Origin of the sequence: Chthonomonas sp., assembly GCA_016788115.1 — a bacterium.
Classification (GTDB): Bacteria; Armatimonadota; Fimbriimonadia; order Fimbriimonadales; family Fimbriimonadaceae; genus UBA2391.
Window position 1 is genome coordinate 463716 of record JAEURR010000005.1, and the last position, 15643, is coordinate 479358.

Here is a 15643-nt window from a genome sequence, read left to right on the forward strand (position 1 = left end):
GACGGCCTGCATGTCATTTTGGTTCAAGCCGAGCTCCCAAAGCGGCACGAATACCGGCAAGCAGCGCACGTACCATCTGCGACTTGCCAGCCTCAGTGCGGACCCATTTCTCATCTTTCGGGTTGTTGAGCACGCACATTTCCACCAAGACGGAAGGAACTTCACTGAAAATGCTGCCGATCAGCGCGCCGTACTTTTTGCCGACCGCGGTCTGTCGATCCGTCCGCAATCCTCGATCACCGAGCTTCCCCTTCAGTTCCTTGGTGGCCGCGATGTGAAACGCCTTGGCCATGGGCCGCACCTGGTCCAGCACCGCGTCCGATGGACCGGTTTCGTTGCCTTGCTTGCCTTTCGTGTCCGCGAAAAACGTAGCGAATCCGGATTCGCCGGGGGCATAGTCGCAATGCAGCCTTAGCATCAGCGCAGCTTTGGACCGATTGGCGATCTGAGCCCGCTCTCGATTCGTAACGTGCTGCTTTTCGGAGCTCTTGGTCATGACAACCTTGAACCCTTCCTTCTGCAACTGCCTCTCAAGCTGCTTGGCGATGGTCCAAGCGAACCCCATCTCGGTGAGCACCTTGCCCCGGGTGCCCGGGCCGACCTCCGAAGGATGCCCTGGGTCCAGGCAGATGACGGTTGGGGTTGACCACGCAAAGCTAGCGAAACAAAGCCACAGGCAGAGTGCAAGCCAGGAACGCATGACTGATGAGACTACCAGTGCAAAGCGCTACAATAAGGACTCGGAGTCGGTATGAAGCGATTTTTCTTGAAGTGGGCGTTGACGGTGCTGGCACTCATCGTGACGGGCTTGGTCACGAGCCTGTTCATGAAAGGCTTCAGTGTCCAAGTTGGCTCAAGCTCCGACGTGATGAATCTGTTCATTGGGGTCGCCGTGCTCACGCTTGTGAACACCACGCTGGGTCGGCTCCTGAAGTTCCTGGCCATCCCCCTCAACTGCCTGACATTTGGTCTGGCGGCCGTCGCGATCAACGGACTGATGTTCTTCCTGGTCTCCACTCTCAATTTCGGATTTCACGCTGACAACTACCTTGCGGCGCTTGTCGCCAGCGTCGTCTTTTCGCTGACCTGCTCCATCCTCCATCAGTTCCTACCCGATTCGGAGAAGGATGATTAATCGTCATCGGATGCGGCGCCTCTTGGCGCCGACCGCCGGACTGCGAAAACCTATCGTCCGCGCGGGGATCGGTCTGCTGGTCCTCCTGTTTGGCTTGAGCCTGAGTTTCATTCAGACTGCACTGCCGATCATCCTCAACCTTGGCAAGCTGTGGAATGGGTTCATCGAGCGGTGGGTGGGGATAGACCGCGCGGCACAGTTTAACCACGTGCTCGGCGGTGTCTGCCTCGTGCTGGGGTTCTATCTCGCTTTCACCGGGCTCAGGAGCCTCCAGCGCCGCTTCTACCAAGTGATGGCCCCCGCCAGCCGCTCGGACAAGATCGTGAATACGTTCGTTCGACGGCAGCAGCTTTCCGCCGGTCCCCGCATCGTGGCGATGGGCGGCGGTACCGGGCTGTCGACACTCCTGCGCGGCCTGAAGCACCACACCAGCAACATCACGGCAATCGTGACGGTGACCGACGACGGCGGGAGTTCGGGGCGGCTATCACGCGAGATGGGAATCGTGCCCCCGGGCGACATGCGCAACTGTTTGGTCGCGCTCGCCGACGCGGAAAAGCTCATGACCGACCTTTTCCAGCATCGATTTGCCAAGGCGAAGGGCTCGCTCGCAGGGCACAGCATCGGCAACTTGCTCATCGCTGGCCTCGTGGAGCAGGCAGACGGTGACCTTGACCGGGCCCTGGCCATGGCGAGCGAAGTTCTGAACATCCGCGGGCGGGTGCTGCCTAGCACGACCCAGACAGTGCGACTCCGTGCGCTCATGGATGACGGCAGCGAGGTCTGCGGCGAAACGACCATCGTCGCCGCGGGCAAGAGGATCCGCCGGATCTACCTCGATCCGATGGATGTCGCTCCGTTCCCGGACGCCAGCACCGCCATCGAAGAGGCCGATATGATCATCATTGGCCCGGGAAGCGTATTCACATCGGTCATTCCGAACCTCCTCATCCCGGGCATGGCCGACGCAGTGCACAATGCCAAGGCCGTGAAGGCGTACGTCTGCAACGTCATGACCCAACCCGGGGAGAGCGACTCCTTCACCGCTGCCGAACACGTAACCGCGATCCAAGCGAATGTTGACCGGCGCATCTTTGATCATGTGCTGGTAAACACCGGCCGTCCCACTCAAGGCACGGTCGACAAGTACCGAAATTCAGATCAGTACGTTGTCGAAGCCGATGTCGAGCGGATTCGAGCACTTGGCTTTCGGGTGGTCTCCGGCAATTTCATGAACGAAATGGATTACGTCCGCCATGACCCCCTCAAGGTTGCGGCGCGGCTGATGGATGTGTTAAACGCATGAGCGGAAGATTGATCATATTCAGCGGACCGAGCGGAGTCGGCAAGGACACGATCCTGGTCGAGTGGGGACGTGTCAACGAGCGCATCCAGCGGGTGATCAGCTACACCACGCGGAGCAAGCGCGAAGGTGAGATCGAGGGACTGGACTACCACTTCGTCACCCGCGAACGGTTTCAAGAGATGGCAGCGGAAGGGGCCTTCCTGGAGTACAAAGAAGTATATGGAAACTTGTACGCGACGCCGCTCCACGATATGAATGCGATGATAGAGGCGGGCGCTTGCGCTGTGCTAAAAATCGACGTGGCGGGCGCGCTAGACGCGATGGAGCTGCGCCCCGACGCACTGACGATCTTCGTCATGCCGCCGTCGATCGAAGAATTGGATCGCCGGATTCGAGGGCGCGGTTCGGATAGCCCCGAGCAGATTGAGCGTCGGCTGGCTGCAGCCCATGCCGAGATTGAGCACGCCCCGCGCTACCAACATCGCGTGGTAAACGACGATCTGGACAGGGTCATCCAAGAGCTTGAGTCGATCGTGAGTCGGGAGTGCGTTGGATAAGCGACGGGTTGTCTTAGGAGTTTCAGGGAGTGTCGCCGCATACCGAGCGGCCGACCTCGCCCGCGAACTCATGCGCGCTGGCTGCCAAGTTCGAGTCTGCTTGACCGATGCCGCGGCAGAATTCGTCCGCCCGGCCCTCTTCGAAGCACTTACGGGTGAGCCCTGTCTCAGCTCCGCATTCGAAGAGCCCGAAGTGGGCAAGATGGCGCACATCGACTGGGCGCGCTGGGCCGAAGTAGTGGTAGTGGCCCCCGCGACCGCCAACACCCTGAACAAACTTGCGGCGGGGATCGGCGACGACATGCTCACGACGCTAGCTCTGGCGACGACCGCCCCCGTGGTGCTGGCCCCGGCGATGAACCCGACGATGTGGAAAACCGACAGCGTTCTAGCTTCGATGGCCACGCTGCGGTCACGCGCCGCAACCGTGGTTGAGCCCGACTCCGGTGATGTCGCGTGTGGCGAAAATGGTCAGGGAAAGCTTGCCAGCATCGACCGGATCCTGGCCGCGGTCCTCACGATCTTGAGCACCACGCGCTTGCTCGCGGGCAAGCGGGTCCTCATCACCTCGGGGCCGACGCAAGAGCCCATCGATGCCGCGCGTTACGTCACCAATCGATCAAGTGGCAAGATGGGGGCCGCGCTCGCACGCGCTGCGCTGCTGATGGGGGCTGAGGTCACCGTCGTCACCGGCCCTGCGGCCGCGCCTTTGCCTGGGCAAGCGGCCGTGCACCGGGTGCGCACCGCCCAAGAGATGCTGGCGGCAGCCCAGCCGTTTGCTCCCCAGGCGGACTTGATCCTCGGTGCGGCTGCGGTCGCCGACTATCGGCCCGCGGCCCCATCTGCTGGCAAGATCCGTCGGAGTGACGCTGAACTACAGCTCTCGCTCGTGCCCAATCCGGACATCATCGCTGCGCTGGCAAAGGCGGCGCAGCCCAAGGCGCGCGTCATTGCCTTTGCCGCAGAGCCTACTGGCGATCTCCAGATCGCTCGCGAGAAGCTCGCGAAGAAAGGCGTCTATGCCATCGTGGCAAACGATATCTCCGGCGCGAACACTGGTTTTGAATCGGACACGAACCAGCTAACACTGATCACCGCAAGTCAAGAAGAACAAAGCGCAGTCCAGTCGAAGCTGGAATGCGCATTGTGGTTGTTGGAACGCGTCGGCCGCGATCTGGGCTAGTGCGCCGTTTTCTTCAGCGGAAGCACAAAGTCCGCGTATACCGGCAAGTGGTCTGAGGCCAGAGCACGATCTGCGCCCGTGCCTGGCTTGCCGCGCAACGCATCTTCGCCTGAGTAGATCACCGCACCAGGATCCTTGACACTGTGGCGCAGCGGCGCAGAGACCACGATATTGTCGAAGAGAGTCTGGGTGACCTTCACATCGTCCGGAAACTTGTAGTCCTTGCCCTTCAGTCGCTCGTTGTCCGCAAATGCACCTGCGACGACCGGAGCGATTGGTTTGCCCTTGTAAAGGTCGTGGAGGCCTATGGAGACCCCGTCCGCTTCGTACAAAGGTTGCGTGAGGTTCACCATCGGTGCGGCATTGTAGGTTGCGCTGGCCGCTAGCTTGGTCAGCGTTGTGTCAAGCGGCGAATCGTTGAAGTCGCCGAGCACGATGACGTTGGGCAAGTTGAGGTTTCGGATCGCCTCGCCCAACTTCTCGGCGGCGGCATGACGCTGCGGGTCGGTCGTCAAACGGCCGCCTCGACGACTCTTGAAGTGAACGACGAAAACGTCCAGCTGGTCCCTGCTGGGCGTCTCGATCACGGCGTGGAGCACGTCGCGCTTGCCGGGGAACGCAAAGTCGTCTGCAGGCGAAGGAAACATCATCTTGTACTCTCGCAGCACGTACGGCTTGCGCACAGCAATTCCAAGATTTTGCTTCTCCTCTTTGCTGTTTAGCAGTCCGATGGACCAATTCTTGTCGAAAATCTTGCTCAGAGCAAAAGTATTCTCGACCTCTTGTACGCCCACGATGTCGGGGTTGACGGACCGAATCACCGATCTCAGGTTTTCGTTGCGCGCTTTGGGCTGGAAGGCGTTGAACCACTCGATGTTGTAGGTCATCACCCGCATTCGGGTGAGATCCGGGGATGGTCCGATGCCACGCGGTGCCTGCGCGAAGAGTCCGTAAGCGGCCAGGGCCGCGCCCGCCGCTGCGGTGATCCAAATTGTCTTTGCCAAGTTCTTACTCCAGTGTCCCATTGTTCAGACTGTTGCCTCGCTTCGTCGTTCTGCCACTCGGCGCTCGCTATGGTCCAGAAGCTTCTTGCGAAACCTCAGCATCCGGGGGGTGACTTCGAGAAGCTCGTCGTCCCGAAGCCAAGCGAGAGCCTGCTCAAGTGAGAATTCTTTGTGCGAATCCAGCACGGTCGTCGCGTCGGCGCTGGCCGAGCGCATGTTCGTCGCCGCCTTTTGGAGCGTAATGTTTACGACCATGTCCTCATCGCGAGCATTCGCCCCGATCACCATTCCGCCGTAAACTTCGGTGCCGACCGGGAAGAACAGCATGCCTCGCTCTTGAACGTTCTCGTAGGCGTACCGGGTGATCTTGCCCGGGTCCTTGGCGATGAGCGAACCCTGGGTGCGGCTCACGACTTCGCCCTTGTACGGCTGATAGCCATCGAAGAGCGAGGAGATCGTCCCGAGGCCACGCGTGAGTGTGAGATAAATCGTTCGGAAACCAATCAAACCGCGCGTCGGGATGTTGTACTCCAGCCGAACTGAGTCGTTCTCCTGCAGCATGTCTCGCAGCTCACCCTTACGTCGGGCCAACTCCTCCATCACGCTCCCCATCGACTCGCTCGGGAGTTCCAGCGTCACCACCTCGTACGGTTCGGTCCGCTCGCCTTGCTCGTCGCGCCGAATGATGACTTGAGGGCGGGAGATGGCCATTTCGTATCCCTCGCGGCGCATAGTCTCGATGAGGATCGCGAGCTGAAGTTCTCCGCGTGCATTTACCTTCACGGTGTCCGTCGCGGCGTCGGGATCAATCTTGATGGAGACCGAGATGTGCTCTTCCTTCTCCAGTCGCTCGCGAATCTTGTGGATGGTAAGGAACTTACCGCCGTCCTTGCCTGCCAGCGGGGACTGGTTCGCATAGAAATTCATGCTGAGCGTGCTCGGCTCGATCTGCACGGCGGGAATCGCGGCGATCGTATCGGGCGCGGCGATCGTATCGAACAAGCCGACGTTGTCGATACCAGCCAGCATGACGATCTCTCCCGCGCGGGCCTCGGTAACCTCCTGCAGTTCGATTCCCTCGTAAACCCAGAGCTTGGTCACGTTGAATGCCTGCTTCTTGTCCTGGTCAGGTTTCAAGTGCTGGAGACGGTCGCCAACCTTGACGCTGCCGCGCAGGATCTTTCCACCGAACATCCGACCAAGGTATTCACTGTAGTCCAGATTATTGATCTGGAGCATAAACGGCCCATCTAATTCTACAGCAGGAGGTGGCACTGAATTGATTACCGTCTCGAACAACTCGCGCATGTCCGTTTCGGTGCCATCGGGCTCGCTGCGTGCAAATCCAGCGGCCCCGCTCGTGTAAATGTGGGGGAAGAAAAGGTCTTCCTCGTCCGCTCCGAGGTCGATGAAGAGATCGATCGTCTTGTCGTACGCCTCGTGCGGACGCGCGCCGGGCCTGTCGATTTTATTGACACAAACGATCGGCTTGAGCTTGTTCGCGAACGCCTTCTTCAGCACGAATCGTGTCTGCGGCATCGGCCCCTCGAAAGCGTCAACGACGAGCAGAACGCCGTCGACCATGCTCAGCACACGTTCGACTTCGCCACCAAAATCCGCGTGACCAGGCGTGTCTACAATATTAACTTTGTAATCCTTGTACCGGACGCTGGCCACCTTAGAAAGGATGGTGATCCCCTTTTCGCGCTCTAGGTCGCTGTTGTCCATGACCCGATCTTCGATGTTCTGGTTGGAGCGGAAGATGCCAGCCTGGCGGAAAATAGCATCAACGAGCGTCGTCTTTCCGTGGTCGACGTGCGCGATGATGCCAATGTTGCGGATCATGGGGTCTGGCATAAGAGCTCTAAGGATACCAGCCGCCGGTAAGCCGACCCCTAAAGTCGTGCGGTTTCCTTAACGAGCAGGTACGTGGAGACCAGTGCTTGGGTCAGATCTTTGGGCTCGCTGTCCACGCTTTTGACCCCCGATCCGGCCAAGACGCTCTCCGCCCGCCGCCGCTCGGAGCTGTACCATAGTGCGGCACTTCGCAGGAACAGGTCCTTCGGTGACGCCAGCGGCAACTGCTGTAGTTCCTTGATGCGCGGGTCCGAGACACGCACCAGCAGCACCAAATGGTGTCGGCACACGGGGGACAGGGCGCGGGTGAGGGTGCGGGCATGGGCCTCGTCTTCACTGTCGGTAAAGACTGCGATGAGCGAGCGGCGCTTCCACCGTGACCGCAGGTAGTTGAACGCCTCGTCGTAGTTCGCCTCGACGGGCACGGCATCCAGGTCGTGCACTGCGTCCATGATCGCGCCGTTTTGCTGGCGACCCTTGCCCGGTGGGATGAACTGGTGCACGCGGTCGCTAAACACCATGAGCCCAGTCTGATCTCCTTCGCTCCGGGCAGCATGCAAGAGCATCAGGCACGCATCTAGACACAGATCCAGCTTGCCGACGCCATCAACCTCGGCGAGCATCGCGCGGCCGATATCGAGGCAGACGATGACGTTTTGGTTCCGCTCGACCTCGTAGTCCCGAACGACAAGCTTGTTTCGGCGGGCAGAAGACTTCCAGTCGATGCGGCGATAATCGTCGTGGTGGTACTCGCGAAGCGACTCAAACTCGGTGCCCTGGCCCCGGATTCGCGTCTGGCGAATCCCCATCATGCTGAGCTTGCCGCGCTGCTTCAGCAGATCGTATTCGCGCAACGCTAGCACGTTTGGGTACACGTGGATGACCCCAGTCCCCGGCAGAGTTCGCTCCACCTCCACTAGACCCAGCGGGGCTAAGAGTCGAAGGGTCACGTCACGGAACCGCTCTTCACCCCGAGTATCTGGCGTGAGGTGATACTCCAACGCGTGGCTGCGCCGCGCCGGAATCGCAAGCTTGAACTCGACTTGCGACACCTGCATGAACTCCGGCGAACCCTCGCGAACCCGGCCCCGGATCGGCACACCTGCATCGTTAAAGACGGTGAGCGAGATCTTGTTGGGTTGGCGGACGGACAGCGCCATATCGTGCGACCGTTCGATCCGCAGGTACTTGGCTCGGGGCACGGCAAGGCCGGTGAGGAACAGCAACACAAATAGGATGAGGTTGTACGGCATCACCACCCGCTCCATGCCCGGAACAACCGCGCCGAGCAACGCGAGGCCTATCCCTACCGCAATCAGCGCCCAGAATCGACGCGTGGGAATCATCCGCCGCGAACTCCAGAGGTAGCATCGTTTTCGTGATTCACGAGGTCGCCGTACTCACTCCCGAGAAGGTGTCGCTATCTTACCGGGTGGCCCGCGCGGGAAGCCGTATTCAGGCGCATTTGCTGGACCTCCTGATCTTTGGTGCACTTGTTTGGGTCTGTACGTTCGCCTTAGGCGCTCTGGGCATGGAGTTCGTGGTTTCGCTCCTGCAAAGGTTCGGATTGTTCTTGCCATTCATTTTCTTTATCCTGACCGAGGGGCTCTGGAACGGCAACACGCTCGGGAAGAAGGCGATGAAGATCCGCGTCGTGATGACCGATGGAACGCCGCTCACATTCCGCGCGGCGGTCTACCGAAACTTCCTCCGGCCAGCCGACTTCCTGCCCGCGTTCTATACTTTCGGGCTCATCTCGATGTTTATCAATCCGAGAGGCCAGAGACTTGGCGATATTGCCGCGGATACCATGGTCATCCACACCGGGAACGAAAAGCCGATCTTCGAAGTCTCGCCGCACAAGATGGGTATCCACCCGCTGGAACAGCACGTGGGCGAGCTCCGCTCGATGAGCTTGGAAGAGTACGTGGCGCTGAAACGACTTGCCGATCGGTTCCCGCAACTCAGCCCGCAATACCAAGCCAAGCTGCTGGAAACGGTCTGGGAGCCGTTCCGCGTACGCTCGCAGATCTCGCATCTGGACGGAGTGCACGACGTCTATCTGATTGAGGCTGTGGTCATGAAATTCGGACGTTTACACAAGCTCGTGTGACAATCGGTGGAAAACTGATGGATCGAGTTTGGGGGGGTCTCGACATGGGAAAACCCACGGATTGAAACCTATACATAGAGCGATTTACCCACACGGTTTTCCACGGTGCGCCGATAGGCGTTCTATTACAGGCTTAGGTTCCTTCAGGTCAGTTTCGAGCGGCAGACCTACAATTACACCGAGAGTTATCCACATTCTCGAATCCCATAATAGTAATCATAATCTCTTTCTCTAAACACCTCTTCTTAGAATATTCATGCTGAAGACCCTGGCGATCCGCGACTTCCGGAACTACGAAGAGGCCCACATTGAGCTGAGTGCGGGGCTCAACCTCGTCTACGGTCAGAACGCCCAAGGGAAAACCAACCTCCTGGAGGCCATCGCGCTCATCTCGACGGCGCAGCTGCTACGAGGCCACCGGGACGCCGAAGCCATTCGCCATGGGTGCGAAGAGGCGAGGATCCGAGGCGAGCTGGTGGAGCACTCGACCACCGTAGAGGTTCAACTCAGGCGAGGCGTTCGCAAGCGAGCTCTTTTGAACGACATGGGTTTGAGCCGCGCGGCGGACTTGCTCGGACGGCTACCGACCGTGACATTCACGACTCGAGACCTGGAGGTCCTCCGCGGAGAACCGTCAGAAAGGCGTCTGTTCGTCGATTTGGCGCTCTCCCAGCTCTCGGCGGGGTATCTCAGGCATTTGGCTCACTATCGCCGGGCAGTGGACCAGAGAAACGCTTTGCTGAAGATGGCACAAGAGCAGACGGTGGAGTCCGAGTCGTTTGAGGTCTGGGAGGCAGAACTGTGCGAGCACGGTGCCGCATTGCGAGAGCTGCGCCACGACTACGTACGTCGGCTCGCAGGCGAAGCAACCGGCTTCCATCGCCAATTGGCGAATGGCGAAATCCTCGGGGTGGTCTACATGCCGAAAGACCCTGGGGCGACGCCCGATGAGCTCAGTGCTGCTTACCGGCACCATCGGAGCGTGGAGATCCACCGAGGGGCGACTCAGATCGGACCCCATCGGGATGATATCTACTTTACGATCAATGAGTTAGAGATCAAGTTGTACGGATCACAGGGTCAGCAGCGGAGCGCAATGATCGCTTTGAAGATGGCGGGGCTGGCGGTTGCAAGACAGATCTTGCGCGCGTCACCGATCCTTTTGCTCGATGACATATTCTCGGATTTGGATAAACACCGCCGGTCGAACTTGATTCAATTGGGACTCGAACATGGCGGCCAAGTCTGCATTACTTGTACGGAACCAGAGCAGGCGGGCGAAGATTTGATGAAGCAAGCCCGGCATTTTGAGGTACGACAAGGTGTGGTGTCACAGCGATGAGACGGCTTTCCGATCTGCTCGCACTTTCGGTCGATCGGCCCGAGGTGCTAAGGGCGAGCCGCGCGCAACCCATTGTGCGGCGATGGAAGGAGTTTGCCGGACCCGTCTTGGGCGAGCGTTGCGTCCCAGATCGGTACGACCATGGGACACTTTGGATTGCGGCCAAAGGAAACGCTTGGGAGCAGGAGTTGCGATTTCAGAAGGACCGCATCCTGGCGATGATGAACGAGGCAGCGGGCGAGGAACTGTTCACGCAGATGCGGATTGGCACCCGCCCCCCGCGCCGAGACTGGGAAGCGGCGCCGGACCCCCTGAAGGATTAGCAACCGATGGCCGATCCCTGGAAATCCCGACCGCTCCTCATGGTTGCCGTCGGGTTGGGAGCGGGAATGTCCGCGCCGTTTTTTGCCTACGCCCCCCTCTTGCTACTGTTACCTTTATTGATGAGCAGACGCTGGGCTACAGTCGCAATGCTCGTTCCTTCGTATCTTGTAGGCGCATTCCTTGCTCCGGGGCCGGCCGTGAAACCTGTCCATGAGGAGCGATACGCGCGCAAGACGGTCGACATCGTCTCGCTTCCGCAAACAACAACGGACGGCTACTCGTTCATTGGTAGCAGCGGTGCGGAGCGGTTCCTCGTCACAACACGGCAACGATGGGACGTCTCGTGGGGTGACCGAGTCGAACTGAGCGGGTGGATCGCGCCACTTGGGGAGGCCGCGGAGCGGCGGATGACTCAACAGGGCATCAGTGCGCAGCTCAAAACGAGCATGGAGCCCGAGGTCGCGGAACGGGGAGCGTACATCTGGCGGCTTGGGCTGGCCGTCCGGTCGAACTTCTTGGCCTACTCCGATCGGCTGTTGAACTCGGAGCGGTCGGCACTGCTCGACGCAATGTGCTTCAACCACCGAGGAGACCTCGACCTCGACACCAGCCAAGCGTTCCAGCGATCAGGCTTGGCGCACCTGATGGCTGCATCGGGATCGAACATCCTTTTGATTTCCGCGGCACTTTTCTGGGCTGGAAAGTGGCTTCCGTTGCCAAGATGGACGGTCCTTTGTCTCATCTCTGCGCTTTTATTGCTCTACGTGGCCGCAGCAGGAATGACTGCATCGGTCATACGAGCATATGGAATGGCGGTGCTCTACTTCCTGGCGTACGGTTTCCGTCGCGAATACGATAGCCTCAGCGCGCTGTCGCTGGTGTTCATTGTCAACGTCTTGCTTGCACCGATGACGCTCTTCGACGTAGGGTTTCAGATCTCGTACGCCTGCCTCTTCGGGCTGTCGCTATACCCGTTCGACTGGCAATCGGCGAGCCGTTGGACCTTTGGGCAGCGGGTCCAAGCCGGTGTTTTCCTCGCCCTCAGTGGATGGATCTTCTCGTCGCCGCTAGCCGCCTACCATTTCCATGCCGTGCCCTTGGCTGGAGGAGTGGCAACGCTGCTCGCCGAGATTCCGTATTCGCTGCTCGTGTGGGTCGGCATGGGGGGCTGGGTGGTCTCCAGCGTGGCGTTCGGGTTCCTCAATCCGGTGATCGCGCCGATCGTTGGGATCGCGCTCGACTTCGTGGCCGGATTGGCTCGTGTGGCGGCAAGCCCGTCTGTGTGGACTTCGGTGGCTCCTTTCTCAGTCTGGTGGTTGGTGGTGATCTATGGCATGGCGCTTATCCTTTGGCGGCCCCATTGGCGACCGGCTTAGCATCCTAAGCGCGCTGGTTTTGGCGGGCCTTTTGGGCCAGAGTGTGCTGCGCGCAAGTCCCGCTGACTCTCCAGATCGCATCGTCTTCTTGCAGGTGGGCCAGGGCGATTGCACGGTCATTCAGAGTGGGGGGACGACGGTGCTGGTCGACTCGGCCGCGCGGAACGACGTCCTAGATGCGGGCGAATCGCTTGCGGTGCCGCAACTCTACGATCTGGGAGTACGCCACATCGACGCGATTATTCTCACCCATCCCGACTCGGACCACGTGGGGGGCCTCATCTCGGTGAGTCGGCACTTCGCAGTAGGGAAGGTCTTCGTGAACGAGGCTTTTCGCCAGCACCCGGACATGCTCCGCACGTTGGCGCTCTCTCGCATTACTTCCGATCGGGTTCTGTGGGTGTCCTCCCAGCGTACGCTCACCTTCAATCGCGCTTCGCTGAGGATCGTCGCGCCCCCGGGCGAGCAGCCAGACAACGACAATGACGGCTCGTTGCTCACATGGGTGACGATGGGAAAATCCTCGGCCCTGCTGATGGGCGACGCTTCGGCGAACGTGGAGTACGACCTCGTAGCGCGTGGGTTAGTTGGCCCGGTGGATCTCTTGAAGCTTGGCCACCACGGCAGCGGCGGATCCACATCTGCAGAGTTCTTGATGCGTACGCAGCCCAAATGGGGTCTGGTGAGCTGCGGACGCAACAATACCTACGGCCACCCCAATGCGGGCGTCCTGGAGCGTCTCAGGGCCGTACATTGCCGTGTTTGGCGGACGGACCGGCAGGGCGAAGTGGAGTTTCGCCCTACCGCCGCCGGATTTGCACTAGCGCCCTAGCCGCCGAACAGCTTCTTACGCTCTTCGAGCTTGCCGATAAGTGCGTCGAGCTCGGCAAGATTCGCTCTCTCTCTCTCGACTATCTCTGGCTTGGCGCGCTCGGTGAACTGCGGGTTCGCCAGGCGAGCAGCTAGCTTGTCGCGCTCGACGACCGACTTCTCGGTCTCGCGGACGATACGCGCAATCTCCTTCTCAGCGTCGATAATCCCTTCGACCGGCAGGTGGAAGTCGACTCCTGAGACCGTCGTGCTTAGGAACCGTCCTTGCGGCTTGCCTGGAGTGAGCGTTGCGAGCTTGGCCTGGGATCGGATGACCTCCTCTCCGCCGAGTAGGTCACCCTCGTAGAAGCAGGGAAGTGCCTCTTTGAGTGCACCCATGCCGATCTCCGCACGCAACCCTCGCACTCCACGGGTGAACTCAAACCACTGACTGACGGTCTGTTCGGCGTCCGGCTGCGAGTAGTCCGCCACCCACGCAGGCCAGCACTCCTCCGCCACGAACGGGGTTTTCCCTTCGACCGGCAGATGAGCATAGATCTCTTCGGTGATATGCGGCATGATCGGGTGGAGCATGATCAGGAACGCGCGTAGCGCCTGGCTCAGCACCCACTGGGGTACGGCGCGCTGGGCTTCGTCCTGCATGCGATGCTTGCTCACCTCGATGTACCAGTCGCAGAAATCGGACCAGAAGAAGCTGTACAGCGCTCCGGCAACCGCCTGCACGTCGTAACCCTCGTACCCTTCGCGAGCGATCTTCTCGATCGCGGCGAGGCGACTGAGCAACCACTCGTCAACTATCTCGAGCTTCTCCGGCTTGGCCCCGCTGTAGCCGTCCAGGTTCATTAGAACGAATCGCGAGGCGTTCCAGATCTTGTTGCAGAAGTTGCGAGCGTCCTCAGTTCGACGATCGCTGTACCGAATCTCTTGGTTCATGCCCGACTGCGACAGCAGCGTATACCGGAGTGCGTCCGCGCCGATGCTCTCAATCACCCCGCGCGGGTCGATGCCTGTCCCCAAGCTCTTGCTCATGCGGCGGCCGTCCTCGGTGAGCACCGTCGCGTGGATGTACACCTCGCTGAACGGGATATCGCCTACGAAGTCCATGCCCATCATCACCATGCGCGCGACCCATAGATTGATGATGTTACGGTCGGTGACGAGAAGGGAAGTCGGGTAGAAAGCGGCAAGATCGTCCGTCCTTTCGGGCCATCCGAGCGTTGCGAAGGGCCACAAACCGCTGCTGAACCAAGTATCGAGCACATCGTCATCTTGGCGGACGATCTTGTCTGCGCCTGCCTTAGCCTGAGCGTCTTCCAAAGACATGGCCGCGATGCTCGCGCCAGACTCGGTGTAGTAAACCGGGATGCGGTGCCCCCACCACAACTGCCGGCTGATGCACCAATCCCGGATATTCTCCAGCCAGTCTAGGAAAACTTTGTTGTAGCGGTCCGGAATGAATCGAATGCGACCCTGGCGCACGGCCTCCATGGCGGGTCCTGCGAGTTCGGTCTGTTTCACGAACCACTGCTCACTGAGCAGCGGCTCGACGACTTCGCCGGAGCGCTCGCTCACGATCAATGCGATCTCATGGTCCTCGACCTTGACCAGGTGACCGGAGGCTTCTAAGTCGGCCACAATCCGCTTTCGCGCTTCATAGCGGTCCAGACTCTCGTAGGGTCCGCAGTCTCCAGTGACCTTGCCCGTTTCATCGAGCACCACCGGCATCGAGAGTCCGGCCCGGACCCCTACTTCGAAGTCGTTGGGGTCGTGCGCAGGAGTGATTTTGACTGCACCTGTTCCGAAAGTCGGATCGGGATACGGGTCCGCAATGAGCGGAATCAGTCGATTCATGAGCGGAAGAACGAGGTTCTTGCCGACAAGCGCCTTATATCGGTCATCGGACGGATGGACCGCCACGGCCACGTCGGCAAGCATGGTTTCGGGTCGCGTCGTCGCAATCACGACTTCGCCCGAGCCATCTTCGAATGGATAGCGAACATGGTAGAGCTTGCCACGGACGACTTTGCGCTCCGTTTCGATGTCGCTCACGCTCGTTCGCAGTACCGGATCCCAGTTCACCACGCGCTTACCGCGGTAAATCAGCCCCCGATCAAACCAATCAATGAAAACTTTGAGCACCGCATCGGCATAGCCTTGGTCAAGGGTGAACCGACTTCGGCCCCAATCGAACGCACAACCCAGCTGCCGGAACTGGCTGATGATCGTACTTCCACTCTCTTCGCGCCACTCCCACACGCGCTCGATGAACTTCTCGCGACCTATCTTTGCTGCAGAGACGCCCTCTTTGCGCAGCTGCTTGTCCACCACGCTCTGGGTTGCGATGCCTGCATGGTCCTGCCCCGGCAGGATGAGCACACGATCGCCGCGAAGCCGACGAAATCGTCCAGCCAGATCCTGCAACGGGTAGCAGAGGGAGTGTCCCATGTGCAGCGATCCCGTGATGTTGGGCGGCGGAATCGTGATAGTGAACGTGGGGCGAGATGTGTCGGGGCTTGGCTTGAACAAGCCAGCCGCCTCCCAGGCGGCATACCACTTCGACTCTACGAGCGACGCGTCGTAGCGCGGTGCGAGATCTACTTCTATCATTGTTGAGC

At 59.9% G+C, this 15643-nt stretch carries 14 protein-coding genes; 9 read left to right on the forward strand and 5 right to left on the reverse strand.

Annotated features, from left to right (window positions below; all coding sequences use genetic code 11):
* Positions 1-13 precede the first annotated feature (13 nt).
* Entirely contained in the window at positions 14-700 is a 687-nt protein-coding gene (locus tag JNM85_04810; protein ID MBL8087378.1) for an N-acetylmuramoyl-L-alanine amidase, read from the reverse strand.
* A 51-nt stretch (positions 701-751) separates the two neighbouring features.
* On the opposite strand from JNM85_04810, the gene JNM85_04815 reads away from it, so the two are divergent.
* From JNM85_04815 to coaBC, 4 genes are read left to right on the forward strand one after another with little or no spacing between them, the layout of a single operon-like run.
* The gene (locus tag JNM85_04815; GenBank protein MBL8087379.1) at positions 752-1135 is read left to right on the forward strand and encodes a phage holin family protein; all 384 of its coding nucleotides are present in this window, start codon (positions 752-754) and stop codon (positions 1133-1135) included.
* A 10-nt stretch (positions 1136-1145) separates the two neighbouring features.
* Positions 1146-2441, forward strand: coding sequence for a YvcK family protein (locus tag JNM85_04820; protein MBL8087380.1), 1296 nt, complete (start codon positions 1146-1148; stop codon positions 2439-2441).
* The gene (gene gmk, locus JNM85_04825) at positions 2438-2998 is read left to right on the forward strand and encodes a guanylate kinase (protein MBL8087381.1); all 561 of its coding nucleotides are present in this window, start codon (positions 2438-2440) and stop codon (positions 2996-2998) included. Before JNM85_04820 ends, gmk begins: the two co-directional genes overlap by 4 nt.
* Positions 2991-4181, forward strand: coding sequence for a bifunctional phosphopantothenoylcysteine decarboxylase/phosphopantothenate--cysteine ligase CoaBC (gene coaBC, locus JNM85_04830; protein ID MBL8087382.1), 1191 nt, complete (start codon positions 2991-2993; stop codon positions 4179-4181). The genes gmk and coaBC overlap by 8 nt, the downstream gene beginning before the upstream one ends.
* On the opposite strand, the gene JNM85_04835 is transcribed toward coaBC, so the two are convergent.
* Genes JNM85_04835 through JNM85_04845 form a run of 3 tightly spaced genes read right to left on the reverse strand, consistent with a single transcriptional unit; the run spans position 4178 to position 8388 of the window.
* Positions 4178-5185: an endonuclease/exonuclease/phosphatase family protein gene (locus JNM85_04835; GenBank protein MBL8087383.1), complete on the reverse strand. Its 1008-nt coding sequence runs from the start codon at positions 5183-5185 to the stop codon at positions 4178-4180. The two genes, coaBC and JNM85_04835, sit on opposite strands and share 4 nt — an antisense overlap.
* Positions 5186-5209: 24 nt before the next feature.
* Entirely contained in the window at positions 5210-7042 is a 1833-nt protein-coding gene (typA, locus tag JNM85_04840; protein MBL8087384.1) for a translational GTPase TypA, read from the reverse strand.
* Positions 7043-7080: 38 nt separating this feature from the next.
* Positions 7081-8388, reverse strand: coding sequence for a DUF58 domain-containing protein (locus JNM85_04845; GenBank protein MBL8087385.1), 1308 nt, complete (start codon positions 8386-8388; stop codon positions 7081-7083).
* A gap of 32 nt (positions 8389-8420) precedes the next feature.
* Here JNM85_04845 and JNM85_04850 point away from each other — a divergent pair, with 32 nt between their 5' ends.
* The 5 genes from JNM85_04850 to JNM85_04870 all read left to right on the forward strand — a co-directional run bounded on the left by JNM85_04850 (position 8421) and on the right by JNM85_04870 (position 13029).
* A complete protein-coding gene (locus tag JNM85_04850) occupies positions 8421-9155 on the forward strand; it encodes an RDD family protein (GenBank protein ID MBL8087386.1) in 735 nt (244 codons plus the stop codon).
* A 256-nt stretch (positions 9156-9411) separates the two neighbouring features.
* Positions 9412-10497, forward strand: a complete 1086-nt coding sequence (gene recF / locus JNM85_04855) for a DNA replication/repair protein RecF (GenBank protein MBL8087387.1) — start codon at positions 9412-9414, stop codon at positions 10495-10497.
* The gene (locus JNM85_04860; protein ID MBL8087388.1) at positions 10494-10820 is read left to right on the forward strand and encodes a DUF721 domain-containing protein; all 327 of its coding nucleotides are present in this window, start codon (positions 10494-10496) and stop codon (positions 10818-10820) included. The genes recF and JNM85_04860 overlap by 4 nt, the downstream gene beginning before the upstream one ends.
* Positions 10821-10940: 120 nt before the next feature.
* Positions 10941-12197: a ComEC/Rec2 family competence protein gene (locus JNM85_04865; GenBank protein ID MBL8087389.1), complete on the forward strand. Its 1257-nt coding sequence runs from the start codon at positions 10941-10943 to the stop codon at positions 12195-12197.
* The gene (locus tag JNM85_04870; GenBank protein MBL8087390.1) at positions 12151-13029 is read left to right on the forward strand and encodes an MBL fold metallo-hydrolase; all 879 of its coding nucleotides are present in this window, start codon (positions 12151-12153) and stop codon (positions 13027-13029) included. Before JNM85_04865 ends, JNM85_04870 begins: the two co-directional genes overlap by 47 nt.
* Here JNM85_04870 and JNM85_04875 read toward each other — a convergent pair.
* Positions 13026-15635 (reverse strand): valine--tRNA ligase, encoded by a 2610-nt coding sequence (locus JNM85_04875; protein ID MBL8087391.1) that lies wholly within the window; start codon positions 15633-15635, stop codon positions 13026-13028. The two genes, JNM85_04870 and JNM85_04875, sit on opposite strands and share 4 nt — an antisense overlap.
* Positions 15636-15643 lie beyond the last annotated feature (8 nt).